This is a genomic window from Pseudomonas cistanchae (genome assembly GCF_054483635.1).
This window is the reverse complement of record NZ_JBTLWN010000001.1, coordinates 999411-1024925: the sequence shown is the minus strand read 5'-3', so window position 1 is coordinate 1024925 and position 25515 is coordinate 999411. Positions and strand designations below refer to the sequence as shown.

General features: G+C 58.6%; 26 protein-coding genes and 3 tRNA genes. 15 read left to right on the top strand and 14 right to left on the bottom strand.

The genetic code is table 11. From position 1 onward, the window contains the following. Positions 1-9: 9 nt before the first annotated feature. The 4 genes from ACX0MV_RS04685 to ACX0MV_RS04670 all read right to left on the bottom strand — a co-directional run bounded on the left by ACX0MV_RS04685 (position 10) and on the right by ACX0MV_RS04670 (position 1861). Positions 10-819 (bottom strand): hypothetical protein, encoded by an 810-nt coding sequence (locus ACX0MV_RS04685; RefSeq protein ID WP_458981319.1) that lies wholly within the window; start codon positions 817-819, stop codon positions 10-12. A gap of 117 nt (positions 820-936) precedes the next feature. Further along, complete coding sequence (locus ACX0MV_RS04680) at positions 937-1116, bottom strand: type IV pilin protein (RefSeq protein ID WP_458981318.1); 180 nt, start codon at positions 1114-1116, stop codon at positions 937-939. A gap of 75 nt (positions 1117-1191) precedes the next feature. Beyond that, positions 1192-1653 (bottom strand): hypothetical protein, encoded by a 462-nt coding sequence (locus ACX0MV_RS04675; RefSeq protein ID WP_458981317.1) that lies wholly within the window; start codon positions 1651-1653, stop codon positions 1192-1194. A 22-nt stretch (positions 1654-1675) separates the two neighbouring features. Then, positions 1676-1861, bottom strand: a complete 186-nt coding sequence (locus ACX0MV_RS04670) for a prepilin-type N-terminal cleavage/methylation domain-containing protein (protein WP_458981316.1) — start codon at positions 1859-1861, stop codon at positions 1676-1678. Between the two features lie 227 nt (positions 1862-2088). On the opposite strand from ACX0MV_RS04670, the gene pilB reads away from it, so the two are divergent. The 5 genes from pilB to yacG all read left to right on the top strand — a co-directional run bounded on the left by pilB (position 2089) and on the right by yacG (position 6852). Then, positions 2089-3792 carry a type IV-A pilus assembly ATPase PilB gene (gene pilB, locus ACX0MV_RS04665; RefSeq protein ID WP_458981315.1) on the top strand — a complete coding sequence of 568 codons (1704 nt, stop codon included), beginning with the start codon at positions 2089-2091 and terminating at the stop codon, positions 3790-3792. 3 nt (positions 3793-3795) lie between these two features. Further along, a complete protein-coding gene (locus ACX0MV_RS04660; protein WP_458981314.1) occupies positions 3796-5016 on the top strand; it encodes a type II secretion system F family protein in 1221 nt (406 codons plus the stop codon). A 3-nt stretch (positions 5017-5019) separates the two neighbouring features. After that, entirely contained in the window at positions 5020-5889 is an 870-nt protein-coding gene (locus ACX0MV_RS04655; protein ID WP_458981313.1) for a prepilin peptidase, read from the top strand. 154 nt (positions 5890-6043) lie between these two features. Further along, entirely contained in the window at positions 6044-6655 is a 612-nt protein-coding gene (gene coaE, locus ACX0MV_RS04650; protein WP_458981312.1) for a dephospho-CoA kinase, read from the top strand. After that, on the top strand, positions 6652-6852 hold the full coding sequence (gene yacG, locus ACX0MV_RS04645) for a DNA gyrase inhibitor YacG (protein WP_458981311.1): 201 nt from the start codon (positions 6652-6654) through the stop codon (positions 6850-6852). The genes coaE and yacG overlap by 4 nt, the downstream gene beginning before the upstream one ends. A gap of 23 nt (positions 6853-6875) precedes the next feature. Here yacG and ACX0MV_RS04640 read toward each other — a convergent pair whose 3' ends face one another. Further along, positions 6876-7565: an energy-coupling factor ABC transporter permease gene (locus ACX0MV_RS04640; protein WP_458981310.1), complete on the bottom strand. Its 690-nt coding sequence runs from the start codon at positions 7563-7565 to the stop codon at positions 6876-6878. Between the two features lie 161 nt (positions 7566-7726). Here ACX0MV_RS04640 and ACX0MV_RS04635 point away from each other — a divergent pair, with 161 nt between their 5' ends. The 4 genes from ACX0MV_RS04635 (at position 7727) to ACX0MV_RS04620 (ending at position 10500) form a co-directional block, all read left to right on the top strand. Further along, a complete protein-coding gene (locus ACX0MV_RS04635) occupies positions 7727-8356 on the top strand; it encodes a DUF1780 domain-containing protein (protein ID WP_458981309.1) in 630 nt (209 codons plus the stop codon). A 38-nt stretch (positions 8357-8394) separates the two neighbouring features. Continuing rightward, positions 8395-8889: an MOSC domain-containing protein gene (locus ACX0MV_RS04630; protein ID WP_458981758.1), complete on the top strand. Its 495-nt coding sequence runs from the start codon at positions 8395-8397 to the stop codon at positions 8887-8889. Between the two features lie 78 nt (positions 8890-8967). Next, the gene (locus ACX0MV_RS04625; RefSeq protein WP_458981308.1) at positions 8968-9141 is read left to right on the top strand and encodes a DUF3094 family protein; all 174 of its coding nucleotides are present in this window, start codon (positions 8968-8970) and stop codon (positions 9139-9141) included. Positions 9142-9204: 63 nt separating this feature from the next. Continuing rightward, a complete protein-coding gene (locus ACX0MV_RS04620) occupies positions 9205-10500 on the top strand; it encodes an NAD(P)/FAD-dependent oxidoreductase (protein WP_458981307.1) in 1296 nt (431 codons plus the stop codon). Positions 10501-10650: 150 nt separating this feature from the next. On the opposite strand, the gene ACX0MV_RS04615 is transcribed toward ACX0MV_RS04620, so the two are convergent. From ACX0MV_RS04615 to ACX0MV_RS04605, 3 genes are all read right to left on the bottom strand, one after another. Beyond that, positions 10651-10726 (bottom strand) — tRNA-Lys (locus ACX0MV_RS04615). 6 nt (positions 10727-10732) lie between these two features. Beyond that, positions 10733-10809: transfer RNA gene (locus ACX0MV_RS04610), tRNA-Pro, on the bottom strand. 10 nt (positions 10810-10819) lie between these two features. Beyond that, positions 10820-10895, bottom strand: a tRNA-Asn gene (locus ACX0MV_RS04605). A 213-nt stretch (positions 10896-11108) separates the two neighbouring features. Here ACX0MV_RS04605 and ACX0MV_RS04600 point away from each other — a divergent pair. Then, positions 11109-13484, top strand: coding sequence for a DUF1631 domain-containing protein (locus ACX0MV_RS04600; protein WP_458981306.1), 2376 nt, complete (start codon positions 11109-11111; stop codon positions 13482-13484). 9 nt (positions 13485-13493) lie between these two features. Next, positions 13494-13826, top strand: a complete 333-nt coding sequence (locus ACX0MV_RS04595; RefSeq protein ID WP_458981305.1) for a PilZ domain-containing protein — start codon at positions 13494-13496, stop codon at positions 13824-13826. Between the two features lie 64 nt (positions 13827-13890). Here the strand turns inward: ACX0MV_RS04595 and clpB are convergent, their stop codons facing one another. The 3 genes from clpB to rluD form a co-directional block, all read right to left on the bottom strand. Continuing rightward, positions 13891-16455, bottom strand: coding sequence for an ATP-dependent chaperone ClpB (gene clpB, locus ACX0MV_RS04590; RefSeq protein ID WP_458981304.1), 2565 nt, complete (start codon positions 16453-16455; stop codon positions 13891-13893). 255 nt (positions 16456-16710) lie between these two features. Further along, entirely contained in the window at positions 16711-17445 is a 735-nt protein-coding gene (pgeF, locus tag ACX0MV_RS04585) for a peptidoglycan editing factor PgeF (RefSeq protein ID WP_458981303.1), read from the bottom strand. Continuing rightward, positions 17442-18416 carry a 23S rRNA pseudouridine(1911/1915/1917) synthase RluD gene (rluD, locus tag ACX0MV_RS04580; protein ID WP_458981302.1) on the bottom strand — a complete coding sequence of 325 codons (975 nt, stop codon included), beginning with the start codon at positions 18414-18416 and terminating at the stop codon, positions 17442-17444. Before rluD ends, pgeF begins: the two co-directional genes overlap by 4 nt. A 149-nt stretch (positions 18417-18565) precedes the next feature. On the opposite strand from rluD, the gene ACX0MV_RS04575 reads away from it, so the two are divergent. From ACX0MV_RS04575 to ACX0MV_RS04560, 4 genes are all read left to right on the top strand, one after another. Continuing rightward, positions 18566-19582 carry an outer membrane protein assembly factor BamD gene (locus tag ACX0MV_RS04575; protein ID WP_458981301.1) on the top strand — a complete coding sequence of 339 codons (1017 nt, stop codon included), beginning with the start codon at positions 18566-18568 and terminating at the stop codon, positions 19580-19582. Between the two features lie 183 nt (positions 19583-19765). Then, positions 19766-19996 carry a PP0621 family protein gene (locus ACX0MV_RS04570; protein WP_458981300.1) on the top strand — a complete coding sequence of 77 codons (231 nt, stop codon included), beginning with the start codon at positions 19766-19768 and terminating at the stop codon, positions 19994-19996. Beyond that, a complete protein-coding gene (locus ACX0MV_RS04565) occupies positions 19993-21585 on the top strand; it encodes a sensor histidine kinase (protein WP_458981299.1) in 1593 nt (530 codons plus the stop codon). Before ACX0MV_RS04570 ends, ACX0MV_RS04565 begins: the two co-directional genes overlap by 4 nt. A 2-nt stretch (positions 21586-21587) precedes the next feature. Next, complete coding sequence (locus ACX0MV_RS04560; protein ID WP_458981298.1) at positions 21588-22925, top strand: sigma-54-dependent transcriptional regulator; 1338 nt, start codon at positions 21588-21590, stop codon at positions 22923-22925. Positions 22926-22997: 72 nt separating this feature from the next. Here ACX0MV_RS04560 and ACX0MV_RS04555 read toward each other — a convergent pair whose 3' ends face one another. From ACX0MV_RS04555 to ACX0MV_RS04545, 3 genes are all read right to left on the bottom strand, one after another. Next, the gene (locus ACX0MV_RS04555; RefSeq protein WP_458981297.1) at positions 22998-23462 is read right to left on the bottom strand and encodes a copper chaperone PCu(A)C; all 465 of its coding nucleotides are present in this window, start codon (positions 23460-23462) and stop codon (positions 22998-23000) included. Between the two features lie 46 nt (positions 23463-23508). Further along, on the bottom strand, positions 23509-24891 hold the full coding sequence (locus ACX0MV_RS04550; protein ID WP_458981296.1) for a PepSY-associated TM helix domain-containing protein: 1383 nt from the start codon (positions 24889-24891) through the stop codon (positions 23509-23511). A 214-nt stretch (positions 24892-25105) separates the two neighbouring features. Then, entirely contained in the window at positions 25106-25492 is a 387-nt protein-coding gene (locus tag ACX0MV_RS04545) for a DUF2946 domain-containing protein (protein ID WP_458981295.1), read from the bottom strand. Between the last annotated feature and the right edge of the window lie 23 nt (positions 25493-25515).

Sequence of the window (25515 nt, the reverse complement as noted above, 5' to 3'; positions counted from 1 at the left end):
CGGACCATATTAAGCAAACCGCTTGCGCCCGAGCGCCCGTACAGCGAACGCCATTAGGGCAACGATGTAAAACAGACTAGAAAGAATCACCCAAGGCCAGCCACTAGGGAGGAATTCAATTTTTCCATAGAGCGCGACAATACGTATATCAAGCGCACCAAGGTCAGGTAATAGGTAGCCCAACATTCCAATACCGGTGCCATAGCTATCTGCATCACCGACCAATGACGTATCACGCCTCAGTAGATCGACGATGGCTGCGAAAGAGCGCGCGACCATCATAAAACCTAGAGTCCCTATGAGTACAAAACTAGGAGTAGATGCAGAGACTGCAAGCAGGCATGCAACAGCACTTAGCAATAAAATATCAACACCTATAAAACTGATAGCAACAACATAATTAAGACCCAACATCACAGGCGTGCTCTGTGCATAATCTTGCGCAACAACCATAACCACTAGCGCAAGCAGAAACGCCATTATGAATAACAAACCGATTACTAGGGCAACAATGCTCAAAAAACGTCCAAACAACATACTCTTTCGAGAACGAGGGTAGGTGAGCGTGCTCAAAAAATAACGCCTGTCGAACTCACGCGAGAACAATTCCTGCGTCATGAATACTACTACTAGTGGTAATAGAAGACGAACCACCGAAATACCAACATCTAGCGACACAGTTGCTGGCTGCCGCGGGCTAAACTGAGCAGCAAGTAAAACGGCCAATACCAGCACTAACAACGAGACCCCTGACATCCAAATATATCGGGCACGAAAAGCCAAACGCATGCCATTAAAGAAATCGGAAAAATTAGGCATAGATCACTAATATCAATTTAATTAAAATCACGCGAGAAAAAACCCACACAAAAGAAACTGCACCTACACACAATTTAAAAAAATATAAAATATTGCCCCCACCAGATATCGCCAAAGCTATCGAACTGCAGCAGCAATAACTTGAATAGCGCTTTTGGCATCAGCCTCAGCAGAAACATCGTTTGCCTTGGCCTTTGCTTCAAGGAAAAGAGGCGCAGCTAAGGACGCAAGAATACCAATTATCGCAATAACAATCATAACCTCTATCAGAGTAAAACCTCGCACATGTAACTTCATATAAAGCCCTGCTAGCTTAAAACCTCCTCCAAAAGCGGCGATACAGGAAGGATACCTTCCTGTATCGTATATTACTTACAAACCAGCAGCACTAGCAGCTTCAGCTGTAGTATTGCCACCAATTGCGCAGTTTGCTGCCCTAGTGCCCTGGACTGCACCACCGCCGCTATTAGCAGTGAAAGCCAAACCGCCTTGGACTGTCGCAGTACCCGCGTCAACCGCATCACCTGTATCAGCTGTAGCAACACAACCAGCCGGAGCGGCCGGATCACCAACGGTGCAGTTAACAGACACATCACCTTTACGACCATTAGGATGGCAAGTGGCGATTGCAACAATATTATCAACGGTATTGCATGCATATGCGCCGAATACACCAGCCGACGTATTTATCCGAACACCCTCTGTCAGCAGAGAGCAGCCAGCAGCGTCAGGCGTAATAGCAATAGCAGGAAGAACCGTACCGGCATTGTCAGCAGCCAATACCGCAGATGAAAAACTTAGAGCAAGGGCAAAACCCAAAATATTCTTTTTCATAACTATCTCCAAACCAATAAAATTAGCGCTGAGCGGCGGTCAAAACAGTGATGCCGTTTTTAGCATCAGCATTTGCAGTGGAGTCGTTGGCTTTCGCGCGATACTCGTTGAACTGCGGAATAGCGATAGCAGCCAGAATGCCAATAATAGCGATTACAATCATCAGCTCGATTAAGGTAAAACCTTTTTGCTTCTTGAGAGACTTCATGGATAAACTCCTGTTGTGGTTAAGGTCAACGACCTACACTCAAACAAGCACATGTCATGCCAACAAGCAAAGCCCAGCGAGCCAATACAATCCTACTCCGAGGGCTGCAACCAAACCCAAGACATGGCAGCATCTGCCATTTTTTGTCACCTACATACACAAGACTTGGGGCGCCTGCAGTTTTAAGCTATAAGGCTAGGACTTTCTTCCGACACAAAGCCTTGTATATGAGCGACGCACCTAACTTGTCAGGCTTGGCTCGCCAACTGGTAAACGCCGAGCTACTTAGCGATACCGTCGCTGCGCAGGCACACGCCCAGGCGCTGCGCAATAAAATCCCTCTAGTTTCTTATTTGGTACAGAACAAGCTAGCCAGCAGCCGTGCTATCGCCGAAATTGCGGCCGAGCAATTCGGCTTGCCCTTTTTCGACCTTGGCGCTATCGAAAAAGACAGTCAGCCTCGCGACGTGGTCAGTGAAAAGCTGATTCGGCAGCATCGCGTCATCCCTCTTTATCGCAGGGCCAACAAGCTCTTTGTGGGAGTATCGGACCCTACTAACCACCAAGTGGTTACGGATATCCAATTTTCCACCGGCTTGACCACCGAAACCCTGCTGGTTGAAGACGACAAGCTGAGCGATGCCATCGAAAAATTTTTCGACACTGGCACCAGCGGCATGGAGGATCTGGGTGATGTAGACCTAGACGGAGTGGACATCCAAGCAGTCGACGAGGATGGTCCAGATAAAGCGGAAACCAACTCAGCTGACGATGCTCCGGTAGTACGCTTCGTCAATAAAATGCTTTTGGACGCAATAAAAGCCGGCTCTTCCGATCTGCATTTCGAGCCTTATGAAAAAACCTACCGGGTTCGCTTTCGTACCGACGGCATCCTCCATGAGATCGCACGCCCACCGATTCAGCTAGCACCGCGCATCTCCGCCCGCCTTAAGGTTATGGCGAGCTTAGATATTTCGGAGCGCCGAAAACCGCAAGACGGTCGTATCAAGATGCGCATATCGAAAAGCAAATCCATCGACTTTCGCGTCAGCAGTTGCCCCACCTTGTGGGGTGAAAAAATAGTGATGCGGATTCTCGATTCATCGAGCGCGCAGATGGGTATCGACGCCCTAGGTTATGAAGAAACGCAAAAAAATTTATACATGGCCGCACTGAAGCAACCGCAAGGCATGATTCTGGTGACAGGCCCCACCGGCTCGGGTAAAACCGTATCGTTATATACCGGCCTTAATATTCTCAATACCGTCGACGTGAATATTTCCACCGCCGAAGACCCGGTGGAGATCAATCTCGAGGGGATCAATCAGGTCAACGTTAACCCCAAGCAAGGCATGGATTTTACCGCGGCGCTGAAATCCTTCTTACGTCAAGATCCGGACATCATCATGGTTGGCGAAATCCGCGACTTGGATACTGCCTCCATTGCAGTTAAGGCCGCTCAGACTGGGCACATGGTGATGTCGACTCTGCACACCAACAGCGCGGCAGAAACCCTGACCCGCCTGCGCAATATGGGCGTGCCCTCGTTCAATATTGCTACCTCGGTTAACCTGATCATCGCACAGCGCTTAGCGCGTAAGCTTTGCAGCACCTGTAAAAAGGAAGTACAGATTCCGCGCGAAGCGCTTTTGGAGGAAGGCTTCCCCGAAAACAAGCTCGGCACCTTCAAGATTTACGGCCCCGTAGGCTGCGAAAATTGTAATGGTGGCTACAAAGGCCGTGTCGGGATTTATGAAGTGGTTAAAATCACGCCTGCCTTACAACGGATTATCATGGAGGAAGGCAATTCCATTGATATCTCAATGCAAATGCGTAAAGACGGCTTTAATGATCTGCGCACCTCGGCATTGCTCAAAGCCATGCAGGGCATTACCAGCCTCGAAGAAGTCAACCGAGTGACCAAGGATTAACCCATGGCGGCCAAAGCTCTAAAAACCAGCACCTTCGTCTGGGAAGGCACCGATAAGAAGGGTGGCAAGATTAAGGGAGAGCTATCCGGGCAAAACCCAGCCTTGGTGAAAGCTCAACTGCGCAAACAGGGCATCAACCCACTTAAAGTTCGTAAAAAACCCGTGTCACTGTTCAGTGCGGGCAAGAAGATCAAACCCCTAGATATAGCCCTGTTTACTCGGCAGATGGCGACTATGATGAAAGCGGGAGTGCCATTACTGCAATCCTTCGATATTATCGGCGAGGGATTTGAAAATCCCAATATGCGAAAGCTGATTGACGATGTAAAACAGGAAGTGGCTGCTGGTAATAGCTTCGCAGCTTCACTGCGTAAAAAACCGCAGTATTTCGATGATCTTTACTGCAACCTTGTCGACTCTGGAGAGCAATCTGGCGCACTAGAAACACTCCTAGACCGTATTGCAACTTACAAAGAAAAAACCGAAGCCCTCAAAGCTAAAATCAGAAAGGCCATGACTTACCCAATCTCGGTCATAGTAGTAGCTGTGATAGTGACAGCTATTCTGCTAATTAAGGTCGTGCCACAATTCGAAAGCGTTTTCGCCGGCTTCGGGGCTGAACTCCCGGCATTTACCCAAGTGGTGGTAAACATGTCGCGTGGTCTTCAAGAATGGTGGTTTGTCTTCATCGGCGCTTTTTTTGCGATCGCCATGACTTTCAAAGAAGCACACAAGCGGTCGGAAAAATTTCGAGATTTTTTAGACCGCACCCTTCTTAAGGCTCCTATTGTTGGCGACATTCTCTACAAAGCTGTGGTAGCTAGATATGCACGTACACTAGCAACGACTTTTGCTGCAGGCGTACCACTTGTCGAGGCACTCGATTCGGTATCAGGTGCGACGGGGAATGTTGTGTTTAGGAATGCAGTGAATAAAATCCGCGTCGATGTGTCTTCTGGCACGCAATTAAATTTTTCGATGCGTACTACAGGTATTTTCCCAAGCATGGCCGTGCAGATGACCGCTATTGGTGAGGAGTCGGGGTCGCTGGATGAGATGCTGGATAAAGTAGCGGGCTATTATGAAGATGAAGTCGATAACGCGGTAGATAACTTAACCACCTTGATGGAGCCTATGATCATGTCCGTACTGGGTGTACTGGTTGGAGGTCTAATTATCGCCATGTACCTACCTATCTTCCAGCTAGGGGCGGTGGTTGGCTAATTTATGATGTTAGAAATATTGGCCGACAACTTGCTGATCTTTGTTCTTTTATGCTTGATTTTAGGCCTGCTAATTGGGAGCTTTCTCAATGTGGTGGCCTATCGCTTGCCGAAGATGCTTGAGCGCGACTGGAATACTCAGGCGCGAGAAATACTTGGACTCGCAGCACTACCACCAAGCGAAACGTTCAACCTCGTTTTGCCCAACTCTAAATGCACTCACTGCAGTCATGAAATTAGACCTTGGGAAAACATCCCAGTAATCAGTTATCTGCTTTTACATGGGAAATGCTCAAACTGCAAAACGTCCATAAGTAAGCGATACCCTCTTGTCGAACTGTTTTGCGGCTTGTTGTCCGCTTATATCGCCTGGCACTTTGGTTTCACCTGGCAAGCAGGCAGCATGCTGGTGCTGACATGGGGTTTGCTGGCGATGAGTTTGATCGACGCCGATCATCAGTTGCTGCCGGACTCACTGGTTTTGCCACTCTTATGGCTGGGGCTGATCGTCAACTATTTCGATTTGTTTACTAGCCTGGAAGATGCGCTGTGGGGAGCGATTGCGGGTTACTTGAGCCTTTGGTCGGTGTATTGGCTGTTCAAGCTGGTCACAGGCAAAGAGGGCATGGGCTTTGGCGATTTCAAGTTGTTGGCCATGCTCGGCGCCTGGGGTGGTTGGCAGGTGCTGCCTTTGACCATCTTGCTGTCGTCGCTGGTAGGCGCCGTTCTGGGCGTCATCATGTTGCGCATGCGTAACGCAGAAACGAGCACACCAATTCCTTTCGGGCCCTATTTGGCGATTGCCGGATGGATTGCGCTGCTTTGGGGTGAGCAAATTACCGGAACTTATCTGCAGATCGCCGGCTTCCGCTAACACATCCCTCTACGCACTCAGAATCCGCGAGCCGAGGAATGTTCAACCGCCAGCCTCGGTCCTCGCTGCCTCTCCCGTCTTAGCGCCTCGATTCACCATTCCATGGAAGGCTGCACTACAATCGCCGCTCTTTTATTGCGGACGCGTGGAGCTCATGGCAAAACCCTGGATTCTTGGGCTTACCGGCGGTATCGGCAGCGGTAAAAGCGCTGTCGCTCAGTGCTTTGTCGATCGAGGCGTCCACCTGGTAGATGCCGATCATGCTGCGCGCTGGGTGGTTGAACCCGGTAAACCGGCATTGGCTAAGATAGTCGAGCACTTCGGCCCCCAGGTGTTGCAAGCGGACGGTCATCTGGATCGCACCGTTCTACGCACGCTAATCTTCGACAACCCCGAGCAACGGCGCTGGCTTGAAACGCTTCTGCATCCTTTAATCGGCCAGGAGATCACCAACTATCTCGCCCAGGCGCAATCGCCCTACGCAATTTTGGTGTCACCCTTGTTGATTGAGTCAGGTCAGTACAAGCTGACCCAGCGCGTGCTGGTGGTCGATGCGCCAGAAGCCTTGCAATTGCAGCGCACCATGCAGCGCGACAACAGCTCGGCCGAGCAGGTCCAGGCGATTTTCCAGGCCCAGGCCAGCCGTGAAGAGCGCTTGCGGCATGCCGACGACGTATTGCTCAACGACAGCGACCTAAGTCATATCGCTGCCGAAGTGGAACGCCTGCACACTTTTTACCTGACGCTTCGCGGAGGCCAACCATGAGTCAGCCCACCCTTGTTAAATGCCCGACCTGCAACGCACCCGTGGAATGGGGCCCGCAAAGCCCTTGTCGGCCATTCTGCTCCGAGCGCTGCAAGCTGATCGACCTGGGTGCCTGGGCGTCCGAAGAGCACGCAATCCCGGGTAATGAACTCGAAGATGAGCTGTTTTCCAGCGATTTGCCAACAAGCCGCCATTGAGCAGAGGCATAGGTTAGGCAGCGTCAACGCGGCAAGTCTTCATCGTTCCAGGGCGCGGAGAGATACCGACTGCGGTTGAAGGTTTCCAGCCAGTCGGGATAGAAGACCACCAGAGCGCTCACCAACATGCCGTTGATAAACGCTTCAGGGAAAATCACCAGCCACAGGTAGCCCAAGTAATCCGTAAGCCAAGGCGGCATGGGAAATATTGCGTCCATCCAGAGGATACCCAATCCCACGAGGATGCATACAAGCGTAGCCAACGCAGCTGGAAAGAAACCGCAGAAGAAGATGTATACGAACAGGTTTCGCGGCTGCGCTCGCTCCACCCGCAACGCGCACGCTTCAGTGATAACCACCGGGATCAGCACCAACAGCACGCCGTTCATGCCTAACGCCGCCAGATCCTGACGACCCAAAAGCAGCATGCCCAATTGAGCGATAAACCCAGCAACGATTGCCAGCGGCCAGTCCAGTAGCAGGGTCACAGCGGTCATGCCGATAAAGTGGTACGACAGCCCCGAGTCGAAATCACGGCGCACCAGCCACAGCAGAAACAACGCCACGACCGTTCCGAACAGCAAATGCTGACGTCGCAAGTCACTGCACAATTCCAGCCAGGGCGCGTGCCATAGCGCCCAAAGCACCAATGGAGCGTACATCAACCAGCCCGCAAGCTGGCTGACTGTGGAAAGTAACTGCGCCGCGATCATTGATAAATCCCGTGCGATTTTATTTCGGCAAGTCTACACCGACCGCAAGGCGTCCCCGCATCGATGCGCTGCGGCTCAACCGCGCAGCCCTTCGAGGCTTCCAATGCGAAATCGGCACACCAGACTTCCGGTCACTCAATCGCGCAGGCTAAGCTGAGGTTATGGATGACTCAGACTACCTGCGGTTGCTTACGCACCAGGCCGAACAAGCCAATGCCTTTCTTTCCAACGCGCGCAAGTGGGAGCGAGAGCGCTGGGTATGCCAGCGTTTGTTGCAGGCGCTGAATGTCAGCCACCGGCTCGACGAGTTTAGCCCGCCGACCCAGGAGCCGCCTGACGTTCTGTTCCGCGATGCCAGTTTTGAAGTCTTTTTCGTACTCGATGAAGGCCGCCGCCTGAACGATGAGTGGCGCGCCGAACTGGATCGACGGCGCGGTGCGTTCTCGCTCAGTCAATTGGTGCGCCGTGAAGCCAAACCCAAACGCATCGGCGCAGCGGATTTGCAGGCGCGTCTTGCACCGACACTGCGCAAGAAAGCGCATAACTACCGGGAGCGCGGTCTTGACCTCAGTGAACTGGACCTGCTCGCATACGTAAATCTCAAACGCGCGGTACCGGACTTCAACAGCCATTTCCCGCCGCCTACGGAATACCTGCGGCAAGGCTGGCGCTCGCTCTCCCTGGTAGGCCCGACGTTCGCGCGGGTGCTATTCGCCCACCCGGACTCGCCCGCTTTTTTACGTAACAACCTTGGCCGTAGCGTGCTTTTCGACATCGGCATCAGCTTATAGCCGCGCAACGACCTTTAGCCGAAGCGATAACCATGCAAATTAGCCCCCTAAACGAACTACTCGCAGCGGTACCACAGCGCGGCAGGGTACGCTGGATTGGCGTGCGACCCGCGGCGCGGGCTGACATGATCGAGCTGGACGCAGTCGAGGCGCGCCGAGAAGCGGGCTTAACGGGCGACCACAGCCGACCAGGTCCGCGCAATGCACGGCAAGTCACGTTGATTCAGTGGGAGCACCTGGCGGTGGTCAGCGCCCTGCTCGAGCGCGACCCCGCCCAGCCGATAACGCCGAACGATTTGCGCCGCAACATTGCTATCAGTGGCATTAATTTGTTCAGCCTCAAGGGGCGGCGTTTCCGTATCGGCCAGGCCGTACTCGAAACCACCGGCTGGTGTCAGCCTTGTGCGCGCCTTGAACAACGCCTCGGCGTCGGCACCTTCCAGGCCATGCGCGGCCATGGCGGGATCACTGCCCGAGTGTTGCAGAGTGGCATTATTCGGATTGACGACGACCTGTGCGTTGAGCCGCTATGAGGCACAGGACTAAGATAGCCCGCACACAGCAGCCAAATCCCCTGATGGGTTGGTTCACGCTGAATAATTGAGGTTTTTATGCCCAGCCGCTTGAACCCTGACGATCAAAAACGTGTCGATGACTACCTAAGTGCACCCCAGCATCAGGTCGAACGCCGGCCGTTCAAGGTATGGAGCCTGTTGCTGATCATCCTGGCCACGGTTATTGGCCTGGGCCTGCTGAGCCGCCTTCTGAGTCAACTGGTGCTATGAGCTGCCTCGCGCTCGCCCGGTCGGACTCGCAAACCGCTTTCCAACGCCTTGTGAGAATGTCCCATGACCCATCGAATCATAATCGTCGGCGGCGGTGCCGGCGGACTGGAGCTTGCTACCCGCCTGGGTAGAACTCTGGGCAAAAGCGGCCAGGCCAGCATCACGCTGGTTGATGCCAACCTGACGCACATCTGGAAACCGCTGCTACATGAAGTCGCGGCAGGCTCGCTCAATTCGGCCGAAGACGAATTGAATTACGTAGCGCAAGCGAAGTGGAATAACTTCCAGTTTCAGCTTGGCTGCATGTCAGGCCTCAATCGTGCCAGCCGCGCCATTACCTTGGCCGCGGCCTACGACGAGCATGGCGAGTTGCTGATGCCCGAGCGCGAGCTGAACTACGACAGCCTGGTGCTCGCCGTCGGCAGCACTACCAACGACTTCGGCACGCCAGGCGCAGCGGATCATTGCCTGTTTCTCGACACACGCGCACAGGCCGAGCGCTTCCACCTCCAACTGCTCAACCATTACCTGCGCGCGCACGCCAGCCAGACCGACAGCACCGAGCTGATCAACGTTGCCATCGTCGGTGCCGGCGCAACCGGTGTGGAGCTGGCAGCCGAGCTGCATCATGCGGCGCATGAGCTGGCGGCCTATGGCCTGGATCGAATCCGTCCGGAAAACATGCGCATTACCCTAATAGAGGCCGGCCCGCGAGTGTTGCCCGCACTGCCGGAACGCATCGGCCATCCGGTGCATAAAACCCTGGAGAAACTGGGCGTGACCGTCCTGACCAACGCCGCGGTCAGCGAAGTCACGCGCGATGCGCTGCATACGGCTCAAGGCCAGGTTATCCCGGCAAGCCTGAAGGTCTGGGCGGCCGGCATTCGTGCACCGGCGTTTCTACAGGAACTGGACGGGCTGGAAAGCAACCGGATCAATCAGCTTGTGGTGCGCCCGACTCTGCAAACCACCCATGACGACAATATCTTCGCGTTCGGCGACTGCGCTGCTTGCCCTCAACCGGACGGCCGTACTGTTCCGCCGCGCGCCCAGGCTGCTCATCAGCAAGCCTCGCTGCTGGCCAAGTCGCTGAAGGCGCGTATCGCTGGCCAAGCGCTTCAAGACTACCGCTACCGCGACTATGGTTCGCTGATCTCGCTGTCCAGCTTCTCCGCGGTCGGCAACCTGATGGGCAACCTGACTGGCAGCGTGATGCTCGAAGGCTGGCTTGCGCGGATGTTCTATGTATCGCTGTACCGCATGCATCAGGTAGCGCTGTATGGCCTGGTGCGCACCGCACTACTGATGATCGGCGGACATATCGGCCGCGGCACCGAACCACGCTTGAAATTGCACTGACACACCCATGCGCTGAAACCCGCTTGCTGCCAAGCGGGTTTATTTCAGATCCGTCAACAGGTGCGAGCGGAAGGAGGCATGCCAGCTGAATTGCAGGCAATAAAAAACCCGCACTAGGCGGGTTTTTTACTTTTCAAGCAAACTTGAAAATGGTGGGTCGTGTGGGATTCGAACCTACGACCAATTGGTTAAAAGCCAACTGCTCTACCAACTGAGCTAACGACCCAAAAAATGGTCGGGGTAGGGGGATTCGAACTCCCGACATCCTGCTCCCAAAGCAGGCGCGCTACCGGACTGCGCTATACCCCGATTGAAAGATTGGCTCCGCGACCAGGACTCGAACCTGGGACCCAATGATTAACAGTCATTTGCTCTACCGACTGAGCTATCGCGGAACTAGTTGCTTTCAGTTCTCCGATTTGGGCTTTGGCGTTACGCCGTTTCCCGTATCAGAGGCGCGCCATTTTACGGTTCCAGAACGCCCTGTCAACCCCTTAAATTGCTTTTATGACAATGCTTTGCAGATATAACAACGGCTACTATATCTTCCAACAATTACTGTGATGTCGCAGCACGCGCAAGCCGAAGGGCTTTAGCCAGGAAAGTCCATGAGCAACCAGGACACCCCCAACGATATTCCCAACCCGCTCAGCACGCTTGCCAGCCGAGGCATTCAGCCGCGCTTTGGTGAACTGGTGCAGAGTTGCCGGAAGCTGGGCATGAATCGCCTGGCCGAACACCTTACCGGTGTGTTCGGCCAAGTCGACGACACCCTGTTCGAATGCGCCGAAAAAGCCGAGAACAATCAGGTCCAAACTTTGTTCTTTGACAACATGCGCGAGATTCGTCGGCAGCGCCCACAGATCGAACGCAGCTATCACCAGAAAATCTCGCAGAATTTTTCCGACTTCCTCGAAGGCAAGCTCAAGCCAGTCGCGCAAGCCACCGAGCTCGACGCCGATCACCTGACGCTGGTGCAGAACGAGGATTACGAAGAAAGCCTGCAGGTCACCAATATGGTGAGCCGGGTCAAGTCGCGTTGCGCGCAGCCCCTGTTTGCCCTGGAGCAACGCCTCGCCGTTCTTAATAGCGGGCAAAAGCTCGGCGAGGACAGCAATCCTTTCGGCCCACAGATGATAGCGCTGGCGTTTCGCGAGGCGCTGGCGCCCTGCCCGTTCCCGCTGCGCATCAAGATCATTCTTTACGCGCTGTTCGATCAGCATGTGATGCATAACCTGGACAGCTTGTATGCCGCTCTGAACCAGCGCCTGATCGACGCAGGCGTACTGCCCAACCTCAAGTACAGCGCGCAGCGTTCAGCCAATCCCGCTCCACCCAAGCCAACCGAGCAGGCAGCTCGCACAGCAGCGCCGGCGGAAGCCCCCGAAAAGTCCGCTGGCGGTACTCGCGCCGGCGCGCCTCAGTATGTCGAGACACAGTCGCGCAACGAGGGCTTGCTGCGGCCTGACCTGCCCGTCGACCTCAATGGTGAACCGCCCCTCGACCCCGCGACATTGCTCAGCGGTTTGGCGAGCCTGCTGGGCGAGCACCGTCAACGCGACATCGATGCGCCCCTCTTGGGCGGCACTCGCAGTATCGCCAGCTTCGCCCCGCGCGGGGCGACCCGCACCTATAGCGCCAGCGAGCTGCTGGAGGCGCTGGACCGCATGCAACAGCAGTCGGCAAGCGAACTGGCGCAGCGTCTGCATCACCCCCAGCAAGTCGGCGGCCTGAAGGCTGATCTGCAACAGCAACTGGAAGCGCACAGCAGCCTGCCGAAACAGCACAAGCTGTCCGATCAGGAAGCCGACGTCATCGACCTGGTGGGCATGCTGTTCGACTTCATTCTTGACGACGAAAACCTGCCCGACAGCTGCAAGACATGCTTGTCGCACCTGCATACGCCCTATCTAAAGGTTGCGCTGCTGGACAAAGCGCTGTTCACCCAGCACCACCACCCCGCCCGCCGGCTGCTCAACGCGATGGCGCAGGCAGGCGTGCTCTATGGTGGCGAAGGCGATGAACGCGGTTTGCTGGCGAAGATGCAGTGGGTGGTCGAAAGCGTCATCCACGACTTCAAGGGTGACCTGCAGCTGTTCGACACCCTACTCGCAGAATTCAACGAGTTTGCCGCCACCCTCAAACACAAGGTCGAGCTGCGCGAGCGGCGCGCGGTAGAGGCCGCCAAAGGCCGCGACAAGCTACTGGGCGCGCGCCAACTGGCCGTCGATGTGATCGCTAACAGCCTGACCAATCGCGAGCTGCCAAGCATCATCCGCAATTTTCTCGAGCTGACCTGGGCGGACGTACTGGTTTTCGTGCTGTTACGCCACGGTGAGCAAAGCGGCGAATGGCAGCGCGCCTCCGAGGTCGCAGAGCAGTTGGCCTGGAGCGGCACACCGCTTGACGAGGCCGGCCACGCGCGCCTGCAAGCGCTGCGTATCGCCCTGCTGGACGACCTGCGCAAAGGCCTGCAATTACTGGGCGGTTATCACGAAGATGGCATTCGCCGGCTGCTGCAGGACCTGGTTGCATGCCAGCACGCGGTACAGGCCAAGCAGCCGCAGCTTGCAGCCAAGCTCAACCCTACCCTGCCGGAAAGCCCTCTGGGCGCCATGCTGGGTGAAGACGCGGCGCTTGCGACCTTGGCGCCACGCGCCTCCGGATTGTCGATGCGCGCCCAGTTGCTCACCAAGGAGCTATCGCATATCGAATTCGGCACCTGGTTCGAATTCGTCACCGACGGCCAGAGCCGCACACTGAAGCTGTCCTGGTTCAGCCCCACCACCCGCAACTATATGTTTGTCGACCATAGCGGCCAGCGCGTGGCGATCAAACCAATCACCTTGCTGGCCACCGAAATGGAACAGGGACTGGCGCGTATCGTCGCCCCGGAACGGGATGCGCCGTTGGTTGACCGCGCCCTTTCCACCATTTACCGCGTTCTACAGCGCTTCGCTGGGCGCGCACCCGAGAAAAGCTGAGGAACTCCAATGGATGATCGTCGTCATCACAGCCGGCACAACACCGAGCTACAGCTTGAAGTCTACGAGCTGCACAGCGGGGAACGTCTCGGTCGCGTGGTAGATCTTTCCGATGATGGTTTCATGCTGTTCAGCGACGCACCGCACAAGGCCGATGTCGTGCTTGAGTGCCGCCTGGTTGCTGCCCAGGCAGTCGATGGGGTCAGCGAAGTCAAGCTTGGAGCAGACTGTTTGTGGAGCCGCCCCGGAGCGGACGGCCAGCACTGCTGGGCGGGCTTTCATATCATCGACCTGGCCGAAGACCAGGCGGCGGCATTACAGGTGCTGCTCAAGCACCTCTAAGAGCGCCCTGCCGCACCCGAAAACACCCCGACCGCCCGCGCGCTCGGGGTGTTTTTGCTTTTGCTCAGGCAAAGACGATTTCGTCGCCTTCCACACGGCCCGTAACGCTGCTACCCGCCTCGAATGAGCCGGCGAGAATAAGCTGCGCCAGTGGGTTCTCGATCCAGCGCTGAATCGCGCGCTTCAGCGGCCGGGCGCCGTACACCGGGTCGTAACCGATGGCGATCAACTTATCCAGCGCCTCGGCGGACAGTTCCAGCGTCAACTCGCGCTCGGCTAGGCGCTGCCGCAGGCGGTCCAGCTGGATCTGCGCGATCCCGGCGATCTGCTCGCGGGCAAGGGGCTCGAAAATTACCACCTCGTCGATCCGGTTGATGAACTCCGGACGAAAATGCGAGCTGACTGCATCCATCACCGCAGCGCGCTGTGCATCCTGATCGCCCACCAGCTCCTGAATCTGCGCCGAACCCAGGTTCGAGGTCATCACCACCACTGTGTTCTTGAAGTCCACGGTTCGGCCATGGCTATCCGTCAGCCGACCGTCCTCCAGCACCTGCAACAGCACGTTGAAGACGTCTGAATGGGCCTTTTCGACCTCATCCAGCAGGATTACCGAATAGGGCTTGCGGCGCACCGCCTCGGTCAGATAACCACCCTCCTCGTAACCGACATAACCCGGAGGTGCACCGATCAGCCGGGCCACGGAATGCTTCTCCATAAACTCGGACATATCGATGCGCACCAACGCTTCCTCGGTATCGAAGAGGAACTCGGCCAGCGCCTTGCACAGCTCGGTCTTGCCAACCCCGGTGGGGCCGAGAAACAGGAACGAGCCACTGGGCCGGTTCGGATCGGAAAGCCCGGCACGGGAGCGCCGCACCGCGTTGGCAACCGCGACCACGGCCTCGTTCTGGCCGATCACCCGTTGGTGCAGCAAGCTCTCCATCTTGAGCAGCTTGTCGCGCTCGCCCTCAAGCATCTTGCTCACTGGAATGCCGGTCCACTTGGAGACGACCTCGGCGATTTCTTCCTCGGTCACCTTGCTGCGCAGCAACTGATTTTCGGTCTTGCCGTGCTGGTCGACCATCTGCAGGCTGCGCTCCAGATCGGGAATGATGCCGTACTGCAGTTCGGCCATGCGGTTGAGATCGCCCTTGCGCCGCGCCGCTTCCAATTCCTGACGGGACTGCTCGATACGCTGCTGGATCTGCGCCGAGCCCTGAACCTCGGCCTTTTCCGATTTCCAGATGTCTTCCAGGTCGGCGTATTCGCGCTCGAGCCGAGCGATGTCTTCGTTGAGTTTGGCCAGCCGCTTGATCGCCGCGTCGTCGTCTTCCTTCTTCAGTGCCTGGCCTTCAACCTTGAGCTGAATCAGTCGCCGCTCGAGGCGATCGAGGACTTCCGGCTTGGAGTCGATTTCCATGCGAATCCGGCTAGCCGCTTCGTCGATCAGGTCGATGGCCTTATCGGGCAGTTGGCGGTCGGTGATATAGCGATGGCTGAGCTTGGCCGCGGCGATGATCGCACCGTCGGCGATGGCGACCTTGTGGTGTACTTCGTAACGTTCCTTCAGGCCACGCAGAATGGCGATGGTGTCCTCTTCGCTCGGCTCGTCGACCAGCACCTTCTGGAATCGCCGCTCCAGCGCCGCGTCCTTCTCGATGAACTGGCGGTATTCGTTGAGCGTGGTGGCACCGACGCAGTGCAGCTCGCCGCGCGCCAGTGAGGGCTTGAGCATATTGCCGGCATCCATGGCACCCTCGGCCTTGCCGGCGCCGACCATGGTGTGCAGCTCGTCGATAAACAGGATGATCCGCCCTTCCTGCTTGGACAGCTCGTTGAGCACGGCCTTGAGACGCTCCTCGAACTCGCCGCGAAACTTTGCGCCGGCAATCAGCGCGCCCATGTCCAGGGACAGCAGACGCTTGTCCTTCAGCCCGTCGGGCACTTCGCCATTGACGATGCGCTGGGCGAGGCCTTCGGCGATCGCAGTCTTGCCGACGCCCGGCTCGCCGATCAGCACCGGGTTGTTCTTGGTGCGGCGCTGCAACACCTGGATGGTGCGGCGGATTTCGTCATCGCGCCCGATCACCGGGTCAAGCTTGCCTTCTTCGGCGCGCTTGGTCAGGTCGACGGTGTATTTATCCAGGGCCTGGCGCGACTCCTCGACATTCGGGTCATTCACCGCGTCGCCGCCGCGCAGGTTGCTCACGGCATTTTCCAGGGCCTTCTTGCTCACACCCTGACCGAGCAACAGCTTGCCGAGCTTGGTGCTGTCGTCCATGGCCGCCAGCAGCACCAGTTCGCTGGAAATGAACTGATCGCCCTTTTGCTGCGACAGACGGTCGGCCTGATTGAGCAGGCGCGCCAGATCCTGCGACAGATTCACATCACCGGTCGGGCTCTGGATTTTCGCCAAGTGGTCCAGTTCTTTGGTCAGGGCCTTGCGCAGGCTGTTCACGTCGAAGCCGACCTGCATCAACAGCGGTTTGATCGAGCCGCCCTGCTGGTCGAGCAGTGCCTGCATCAGGTGCAGCGGCTCGATGGCGGCGTGATCAAGACCGACGGCCAGGGACTGGGCATCGGACAGGGCAAGTTGCAACTTGCTAGTTAAACGGTCGATTCGCATTGCGTCATCCTTCCTTTATGGGCAGGCCGGGGCGATGAGCGCGCCTGTCAAGAAAGCCTGCGAGATGAAGAGTAGATGAGGACGATTGTGCGATTTTCAAGCGGGGTGGTTTTTGTAAAGGTCGGGGCGTGCCGAATGGTCGAGCAGAACAGCCCTGGGTATCGCTTCGCTCAATGCCAGGCTACGGATAAATATGTAGCCGTGGTTAAGCGTAGCGATACCCGGAAAAGGCGAGGCAGATCGAGTATCTAGCGATCAACCCAGCCAGATCAGACTGGCGAAGCGCCCGGTCTGCGCCGTACGGCGGTAGGAATAGAAGCGGCTGTCGCTGTAGGTGCAGAAATCGCCACCGTAAACCGCGCTGACGCCACGCGCCGCCAGGCGAATGCGCGCCAACTGATAGAGGTCGGCCATGTAGTGGCCGGGATTGACGCTCGCGACGAAGGCGGCGCCGGCTTCCGCGTGCTGAGCGATAAAGGCCTCGCGGACTTCCACGCCCACTTCGAACGCCTGCGGGCCGATGGCAGGACCGAGCCAGACCAGCGTGTCTTCGGCGGCGCAGTCGAAGGCGTCCAGGGTGGCTTCCAGCACGCCCGCCGCCAGCCCGCGCCAACCGGCATGCGCCGCTGCGACGCGGGTTCCCGCACGATCACAGAACAGCACGGGCAAACAATCGGCCGTCATCACGGTGCAGGCCACATTGGCCGTCGCTGTCCAGCTTGCATCGGCCTCTAGCAGCTCGCTTGCGTCCGCTTCGACGACTGTGACGCCATGTACCTGACGCAACCAGGCCGGCTGGCAACCGAGCTGACTGACCAGGCGCTGACGGTTCTTCGCCACCGCAACCGGGTCATCGCCGACATGCTCGCCCAGGTTGAAGCTGTCGAAGGGCGCAGCACTGATGCCTCCCGAACGCGTGGTAACACAGGTCTTGACCCGCGCAGGAGCCGGCCAGTCAGGCGCGATCCAGTCATGCGCTCGGCTGCTCATCCGATGAACGCCTCGCGATCCTGGCGCAGCAAGGTCAGCAGCCAGACGAAATCGTCCGGCAGCGGCGACTGCCATTTCATGCGCTCACCAGTAATCGGATGGTCCAATTCGAGAAAGCGCGCGTGCAAGGCCTGCCGCGGAAATTCTTTGAGGGTTTGCACCATGCTCGGATTGGCCGCTGGCGGAATACGAAAACGCCCGCCGTAGACGGGATCGCCAACCAGCGGATAACCGATGTGACTCATGTGCACGCGAATCTGGTGAGTGCGCCCGGTTTCCAGCTTGACCCGCGCATGGGTGTGCGAGCGAAAGCGCTCCAACACCCGGTAATGACTGACCGCGGGCTTGCCGCCATCACTGACTGCCATACGCTGGCGTTGCGAGGAGCTACGCCCGATCGGCGCGTTGATCTTGCCGCCCGAGGTGACCACACCAATGACAATGCATTCGTAGATACGGCTGACCGTACGTTTTTGCAGTTGATCGACCAGACGGGTCTGCGCTTCGATGGTCTTGGCCACCACCATCAGGCCGGTGGTGTCTTTGTCCAGCCGGTGCACGATGCCGGCCCGGGGCACGTTGACGATGTCCGGCACGTGGTGCAGCAAGGCATTCAGCAGGGTGCCGTCGGCATGCCCGGCGGCCGGATGGACAACCAGCCCGGCTGGCTTGTCGAGCACCAGAATCTGTTCGTCCTCGTAGACGATATTCAGCTCGATATCCTGAGCGATCCATTCGCCCTGGGCTTCCTGTTCGGCCTTCAACGCCAGCACCGCGCCGCCATGGACGATGTCGCGAGGCCGCAACACGGCTCCGTCGACTGTCAGCAGGCCGTCCTTGATCCAGGCAGACAGCCGCGAGCGCGAGTGCTCGGCGAACAGTTGTGCGGCGACTTGGTCGAGGCGTTGACCGCCCATATCAGTGGGCACCTCGGCGTTCAGTTCAATGGTCTGCGTATTAATAGAGGACATGCTCGGCAACGGCGGGGAGGTGCAGCCTTTGGTTTCGGCTACACGCTTGTGGTTAAATACGGCGTCTTTGCCCCAGGGGTACCGGGGGCGCTCATCATAACAGGACGGCCTAGCTCAAGACAGCCGCCGTCACAGGGACGCAAGCCGCCATGCAAGTGAAACACCTGCTGCTGATCGCCATCCTCGCCCTCACCGCTGCCTGCTCATCGAATGAAGTCCTCGACGAGAACCTGAGTGAGACAGAGTTGTACCAGCAGGCTCAAACCGACCTGGACAACAACAGCTACACCAGCGCCGTTACCAAGCTGAAAGCGCTGGAATCGCGCTATCCGTTCGGCCGCTATGCCGAGCAGGCGCAGCTCGAACTGATCTATGCCTATTACAAGAATGCCGAGCCCGAGGCCGCACGCTCTGCCGCCGAGCGCTTCATTCGCCTGCACCCGCAGCATGCCAACGTGGACTACGCCTACTACCTCAAGGGCCTGGCGTCCTTCGACCAGGACCGCGGCCTGATCGCGCGCTTTGTCCCGCTGGACATGACCAAGCGTGACCCAGGCGCGGCGCGCGATTCCTACAACGAGTTCGCCCAGCTCACCAGCCGCTTCCCCAACAGCCGCTACGCCCCCGACGCCAAGCAGCGCATGATCTACCTGCGCAACCTGCTGGCCGCCTATGAAATCCATGCCGGCTACTACTACCTGACCCGTCAGGCCTATGTCGCGGCGGCCAACCGTGGCCGTTATGTGGTGGAAAACTTCCAGGGAACCCCGGCGGTCGGCGACGGCCTGGCCCTGATGACCGAGGCCTATCAGCGTCTGACCCTGGACGAGCTCGCCGCCACCAGCCTGGCAACCCTGAAGCTCAACTACCCGGATCACCCGACTCTGGTGGACGGAGAATTCGTGCCGCGCGAGGAAGAAGCCGACAACCGTTCCTGGTTGGCCAAGGCGACCTTGGGCCTGATCGAGACCGACACCCCGCTGCCACCGGGCGAAACCCGCGCCAGTCAGGACGTGATCCGCCAGTACGAAGACGCCGAAGAGCAGATCCCCGACGAACTGAAGCCGGAGAATCAGGACGACGCGGACGAGCAGGTGGACGAGGCCGAGGCAGCTGACGGCGACCGCTCCTGGTTCAGCTACATGACCTTCGGATTGTTCGACTAATAGCGCACCCGCGACGCTAAACCCGAAAAGGAGGCCCAGGCCTCCTTTTTCATTGCCGTACGATTTCCGTGGACGCGACCGCATTACAGCGCCGCGCATGTGCATAGTTACTGTGCTGGGCTGATTTCCTTGGATAAACTGCGGCGATTCGATCATCGCACCACAAGTCAACAAGAGGGCGCTATGGGCCTGCTACGTCTGCTGTTCTGGATCGCCTTAATCGCGGCAGCCTTCTGGCTGTGGCGGCGCTTTACCCGTGCGCCGCAGAAGCGCGACAGCGCCGAGTCGGCCACCCTGCCGATGGTTCGCTGCGAGCAGTGTGGCGTGCACCTGCCGCGCGAACACGCCCTACCTCAGGCCGACCGCTGGTACTGCAGCCAGGCGCACCTCGAACAAGACACCAAGCACCCGTGACCGCCGACGTTCTAGCCCTGGACGGGGTCAACGCCAGGCGCATCCTGCGCCTCTATCATCTGTACCGGCTGGTCATTGGCGTGGTCCTGGCGCTGCTGATTTCCAGCGACCTGGACGACCAGTTGCTGGAGCTGGCGCATCAGAATCTGTTTCGCTACGGCAGCTGGTTCTACCTGATTCTGAATATCCTGGTGGCGCTGCTAGTACGGCGTCCACAGCGGCTGATCCAAGTGTTCAGCCTGGCGTTGGTCGATGTGATTCTGCTCTCGGCGCTGTTCTACGCGGCAGGCGGCACGCCAAGCGGTATCGGCAACCTGCTGATCGTGGCCGTGGCGATTGCCAACTTTCTCCTGCGCGGACGTATCGGCCTGCTGATTGCGGCGATTGCCGCCATCGGCCTGATTTACCTGACCTTCTATTTAAGCCTGAGCAGGCCTGCCGCCGCCGCACAGTATGTGCAGGCCGGCGCCTTGGGCGCGCTCTGCTTTGCCGCTGCACTATTCGTTCAGGCACTGACGCGCCGCCTGCAGGTCAGCGAGAACCTGGCTGAGCAGCGCGCCACCGACGTCGCCAACCTGGAAGCGCTGAACGCGGTGATTCTGCAACGCATGCGCACCGGCATTCTGGTTCTCGACGAACTGCACCGGGTATTGCTGACCAACGAAAGCACCGCCTACCTGCTTGGCCACGAGCAGTTGACCGGCAAGATCCTTGACCCGCACTGCCCCGAGCTGGTCAAGCGCCTGCAGCAATGGCTGCACAACCCAACGATGCGCCCAGCCAACCTGCAGGCCTACCCGGACGGCCCGGTGTTGCAACCGAGCTTCATGAGCCTGCAACGTGGCAACCAGCGCCACTGCCTGGTGTTTCTCGACAATATTTCGCAGATCGCCCAGCAGGCCCAGCAGCTCAAACTTGCCTCCCTCGGTCGGCTTACCGCCGGCATCGCCCATGAGATTCGCAACCCGCTCGGCGCCATCAGTCACGCCGCGCAATTGCTGCAGGAGTCGGAGGAGCTGCAGGGCGCGGATCAGCGGCTGGCGCAGATCATCCAGGACCATTCCCGGCGCATGAACCTGGTGATCGAGAACGTTCTGCAGCTCTCGCGGCGGCGTCAGGCCGAGCCGCAACTGCTCGACCTGAAATACTGGCTGCACCGTTTCGCCAGCGAGTTTCGCGGTTCGGCCCCCGTCGAGCAGACGCTGCACCTGGAAACCATGGGCGGCACCGTGCAGACGCGCATGGACCCCCACCAGTTGACTCAGGTGCTGACCAACCTGGTGCAGAACGGACTGCGCTACAGCGCGAAACGGCACAAACGCGGCCAGGTATGGCTAACCTTGTTCCGTGATCCCGACAGCGACCTGCCGATTCTAGAAGTCCAGGACGATGGCCCGGGCGTGCCGCCGGAACAGATCCAACACATCTTCGAGCCCTTCTACACGACGGAAAACCAGGGAACCGGGCTGGGCTTGTACATTTCCCGCGAGCTGTGCGAGAGCAACCAGGCCCGTCTCGACTACAAACCTCGCGAAGGCGGCGGCAGTTGCTTTCGCATCACCTTCGCCCATCCGCGCAAATTGAGCTGACCATGACCCGCCAGAGAGCCTTGATCGTCGATGACGAACCCGATATCCGCGAACTCCTGGAAATAACCCTGGGCCGGATGAAGCTCGATACCCGCAGCGCTCGCAACGTCAAGGAAGCGCGCGAATGGCTGGCCAAGGAACCGTTCGACCTGTGCCTGACCGACATGCGCCTGCCCGACGGCACCGGCATGGACCTGGTGCAGTACATTCAGCAACGCCACCCCCAGGTGCCGGTGGCGATGATCACCGCGTACGGCAGCCTCGACACCGCGATCAACGCGCTCAAGGCTGGCGCGTTCGATTTTCTGACCAAGCCAGTCGACCTCGGTCGCCTGCGCGAGCTGGTCAACGCCGCGCTGCGCCTGCACTCTGCCCAGGGCGATGAGGCGCCGCTGGACAGCCGTTTGCTGGGCGACTCGCCGCCGATGCGCGCGCTGCGCAAGCAGATCTACAAGCTCGCCCGCAGCCAGGCGCCGGTGTACATCAGCGGCGAATCCGGCAGCGGCAAGGAACTGGTGGCCCGCCTGATTCATGATCAGGGCCCGCGCAGCGAACAGCTGTTCGTGCCGGTCAACTGCGGCGCGATCCCCACCGAGTTGATGGAAAGCGAATTCTTCGGCCACAAGCGCGGCAGCTTCACCGGCGCCATCGAAGACAAGCAGGGCCTGTTCCAAGCCGCCAACGGTGGCACGCTGTTTCTCGATGAAGTGGCGGACCTGCCGCTGCCAATGCAGGTCAAGCTGCTGCGCGCGATCCAGGAAAAAGCCGTGCGCGCCGTGGGCGGCCAGCAGGAGATCGTCGTCGATGTGCGCATCCTCTGCGCCACCCACAAGGACCTCGCCGCGGAAGTCGCCGCCGGGCGTTTCCGCCAGGACCTCTACTACCGCCTGAATGTCATCGAGTTACGCGTCCCCTCGCTACGCGAGCGTCGCGAAGACATCGCCCTGCTTGCCGACGTTATGCTCAAACGCCTGGCGGTCGGCCCCGGCATGACCCCGGCCAAACTCGACCCCGACGCCCTGGAAAAGCTCAAGAGTTACCGTTTCCCTGGCAACGTGCGCGAGCTGGAAAACATGCTCGAGCGCGCCTATACCCTGTGCGAGGACGACCAGATCACGGCGGGCGACCTGCGCCTGGCCGACGCCAGCGGCCCGTCCGAGGGCGGCGACGCCAGCCTGGCGCAGATCGACAACCTGGAAGACTACCTTGAGGACATCGAGCGCAAACTGATCATGCAGGCGCTCGAAGAGACTCGCTGGAACCGCACCGCGGCCGCACAACGCCTCGGTCTAACCTTCCGTTCTATGCGCTATCGGCTGAAAAAACTCGGCATTGACTGATGCCGCCGTGACAGTGACCTCGCGCATCGGCCTGATGGCAACGCCGACGCGCACCAGTCATAAGCAGGCCGATCAATGCGCGTGGCCGGTGCTCTCGGCAGGCGGCTGACTCAACACCACCACCTCGATCGCCACCTCTCCCGCCCGCTCGAATGTCAGGGTCAGGGGGAAGCGTTCACCATTTCTCGCCTGCTGCTTCAGATCGAACAGCATGACGTGATAGCCCATCGGCATGAAGGCGACCTCGCCACCTGACGGGATCGCTACCTCTTGCACCTGCTGCATCTTCATCACGCCATCGGCATGCAGGTGCTCGTGCATTTCGGCTTTTCCGGCGACCGGGGTTTCCACCTGGAGCAAGCGATCCGCCTCGCTGCCGGCATTGTGCACGACGAAATAGACGGCCGCGGTCGGCGCCACCGGCGGCATTTCACGGGACCACGGCTGTTCGATTCGTATATCACCAGCGCCATGGTCGTGAGCAACCGCAAACGGGCTCAAGGTCAGCAAGATACACAGCAAAATATTTCTCAACATGACGATTCTCCAGAACAAGAACAGATAACGACGTAAGTTATATTCATTAGCTCTCACGCAGCACAGCGCGGGGCTTGAGGCGCGCCAATGCCCACTCCAGCGCGCCTATCGCCAGCAAGGAGGCGCCCACCAGCGGAAAGGCGACACCGAGCCCCAGCATGATCACGATCGCAGTTTTCCAGCGCGGCAGGTCATGCCGCAGCGGCGGTACGCCGAAACTTCCGGCGGGGCGGCGCTTCCACCACATCAACCAGCCGCTGATCGCGCTGAGCAGCACCATCAGGCAGACCACCAGCATCAGCAGCTGATTGGCCCAGCCAAACAACTTGCCTTCATGCAGCTTGACCCCGGTTTCCACGGTTTTCGCGACCGCGCCATAGTCCTTCCAGCGCACATCGGCCAGCACCGCACCGCTGTACTGGTCGAGGTGCAGGGTAGCGTCGTTGCGCGGATCGTCAGCAAACAAGGCAATGCTGTATACGCCCTGCGCACCAACCGGCAACGTGATGCTGTAACCCGCATGCACGCCGCGCGCGGCAGCCACATCGACGACGTGCTGCAGGCCGATCCGTGGCGCCGGCAATTCGCTCTGCACCGTACCTTCTGCGCTGTGACCCTTGTGTGCGGCATGCGGATCTGATGCCGGCAGCGGCAAAGTCTCCGCGGCCCAGGCCACGGTCTGCTTGCTGCTGTCGTTGAGGCTGCGGGTCAATTGCCCGGATTGCGGCACATCGGTCCACATCGCTGCCGGGAAGTGATTCCAGGCACCGGCAAACTGCGCGCCCCAGAACCCGGTCCAGGTCATGCCGGTGAGCAGCATCAGCAGCAGAACCAGTGCGCCCCAGAACCCCGTTACCGCGTGCAGGTCGCGCCAGAACTGACGGCCGCGACTGCCGAGGCGCGGCCACCACACGCCAGCTCCACTGCTCCCCCGCGGCCACCACAGATAAAGCCCGGAGATCACCAGCACGATGGCCCAGCCAGCGGCCAGCTCGATCAGCCGATCACCGAGCGTGCCGATCAACAGATCGCCATGCAGCTTGCGCGCGATCGCCTGCAGATTGCTGACTGCGTCCTGACTGCCGAGAAGTTCGCCACGATAAGGGTCGACGAACAGATTGAGGCGCTGCTGGCCGTCGGCGACCACGAACTGCGCGCTGCTTTCCGGCGACGGCGGGGGCAGGTACTGCTCGACGCTCGCCCGCGGATAAGCCTGGGTCACCGCCGCCAACTGCTGATCAGCGGAAAGCTGCTGGTGAGCGGGCGACACCTGCAACAGATCGGCATACATCAGCTGATCCAGCTGCGGCTTGAACAGGTAGATGATGCCGGTCAGCGCCAGCATGATCAGAAACGGAATGACAAACAGCCCGGCATAGAAATGCCAGCGCCAGGCCAGGTTGTAGAACGATGGGGTCGGCGGCTTCATTGCACACCTCCGCCGGTGATCACCAGTGCGGCGTGCTGCTGGCCGACCACGCTGCGGCTCTGCAGTTTGACTACGGATATCTGACGCATGAATTTCCCCAATATCGGCTTATCGAGTGCCGCCGAAATGCAGGCTTTTGACACCGAAAAACGCAGTTTTTTATCTGGTCTCAAGTAATACGCGCGGCAAACAACGGCTGCCGCAGCAGGGCAACTCAAGCCAGAACGGGGGACGCGCGGGGATTGGCCGAAGGCCAGAGATAGCGGACAGGTCGCGGGGTGAAGAAGACGGTCAGCAGTGGCGCGCGGCTAGGGGCTAGCAAGCCCAGCAGGCCAAAGAGCGCCGCGAGAATGATCGCGCTGAACGTGGAGCTCAGAGAACAACCGGAGCCGGTAGCGGGATTGGGCGCAACCACGCCGGAGCCATCCAGGTCGGCACCGGCGCCGAAGTTGCCTTCGAAGGAGCAGTACTGGCTGCTCAGCCCGCTGAGCTGCAGACCGGCCATCTGGCCGTGACCAATACTGCAGGCGAACGCACTGAACAGAACGCTGAAATACAGCATCCAGGCCAGCAGGCGACGATCAGTAGGGGTCAATTTCATGGGGCGCGACTCTAGCATTGCTC

Excerpts from the sequence above, each read along its gene's own strand:
- ACX0MV_RS04685 (WP_458981319.1), bottom strand. The coding sequence starts at position 819 with ATGCCTAATTTTTCCGATTTCTTTAATGGCATGCGTTTGGCTTTTCGT.
- ACX0MV_RS04680 (WP_458981318.1), bottom strand. The coding sequence starts at position 1,116 with ATGAAGTTACATGTGCGAGGTTTTACTCTGATAGAGGTTATGATTGTT.
- ACX0MV_RS04675 (WP_458981317.1), bottom strand. The coding sequence starts at position 1,653 with ATGAAAAAGAATATTTTGGGTTTTGCCCTTGCTCTAAGTTTTTCATCT.
- ACX0MV_RS04670 (WP_458981316.1), bottom strand. The coding sequence starts at position 1,861 with ATGAAGTCTCTCAAGAAGCAAAAAGGTTTTACCTTAATCGAGCTGATG.
- pilB (WP_458981315.1), top strand. The coding sequence starts at position 2,089 with ATGAGCGACGCACCTAACTTGTCAGGCTTGGCTCGCCAACTGGTAAAC.
- ACX0MV_RS04660 (WP_458981314.1), top strand. The coding sequence starts at position 3,796 with ATGGCGGCCAAAGCTCTAAAAACCAGCACCTTCGTCTGGGAAGGCACC.
- ACX0MV_RS04655 (WP_458981313.1), top strand. The coding sequence starts at position 5,020 with ATGATGTTAGAAATATTGGCCGACAACTTGCTGATCTTTGTTCTTTTA.
- coaE (WP_458981312.1), top strand. The coding sequence starts at position 6,044 with ATGGCAAAACCCTGGATTCTTGGGCTTACCGGCGGTATCGGCAGCGGT.
- yacG (WP_458981311.1), top strand. The coding sequence starts at position 6,652 with ATGAGTCAGCCCACCCTTGTTAAATGCCCGACCTGCAACGCACCCGTG.
- ACX0MV_RS04640 (WP_458981310.1), bottom strand. The coding sequence starts at position 7,565 with ATGATCGCGGCGCAGTTACTTTCCACAGTCAGCCAGCTTGCGGGCTGG.
- ACX0MV_RS04635 (WP_458981309.1), top strand. The coding sequence starts at position 7,727 with ATGGATGACTCAGACTACCTGCGGTTGCTTACGCACCAGGCCGAACAA.
- ACX0MV_RS04625 (WP_458981308.1), top strand. The coding sequence starts at position 8,968 with ATGCCCAGCCGCTTGAACCCTGACGATCAAAAACGTGTCGATGACTAC.
- ACX0MV_RS04620 (WP_458981307.1), top strand. The coding sequence starts at position 9,205 with ATGACCCATCGAATCATAATCGTCGGCGGCGGTGCCGGCGGACTGGAG.
- ACX0MV_RS04600 (WP_458981306.1), top strand. The coding sequence starts at position 11,109 with ATGAGCAACCAGGACACCCCCAACGATATTCCCAACCCGCTCAGCACG.
- ACX0MV_RS04595 (WP_458981305.1), top strand. The coding sequence starts at position 13,494 with ATGGATGATCGTCGTCATCACAGCCGGCACAACACCGAGCTACAGCTT.
- clpB (WP_458981304.1), bottom strand. The coding sequence starts at position 16,455 with ATGCGAATCGACCGTTTAACTAGCAAGTTGCAACTTGCCCTGTCCGAT.
- pgeF (WP_458981303.1), bottom strand. The coding sequence starts at position 17,445 with ATGAGCAGCCGAGCGCATGACTGGATCGCGCCTGACTGGCCGGCTCCT.
- rluD (WP_458981302.1), bottom strand. The coding sequence starts at position 18,416 with ATGTCCTCTATTAATACGCAGACCATTGAACTGAACGCCGAGGTGCCC.
- ACX0MV_RS04575 (WP_458981301.1), top strand. The coding sequence starts at position 18,566 with ATGCAAGTGAAACACCTGCTGCTGATCGCCATCCTCGCCCTCACCGCT.
- ACX0MV_RS04570 (WP_458981300.1), top strand. The coding sequence starts at position 19,766 with ATGGGCCTGCTACGTCTGCTGTTCTGGATCGCCTTAATCGCGGCAGCC.
- ACX0MV_RS04560 (WP_458981298.1), top strand. The coding sequence starts at position 21,588 with ATGACCCGCCAGAGAGCCTTGATCGTCGATGACGAACCCGATATCCGC.
- ACX0MV_RS04555 (WP_458981297.1), bottom strand. The coding sequence starts at position 23,462 with ATGTTGAGAAATATTTTGCTGTGTATCTTGCTGACCTTGAGCCCGTTT.
- ACX0MV_RS04550 (WP_458981296.1), bottom strand. The coding sequence starts at position 24,891 with ATGAAGCCGCCGACCCCATCGTTCTACAACCTGGCCTGGCGCTGGCAT.
- ACX0MV_RS04545 (WP_458981295.1), bottom strand. The coding sequence starts at position 25,492 with ATGAAATTGACCCCTACTGATCGTCGCCTGCTGGCCTGGATGCTGTAT.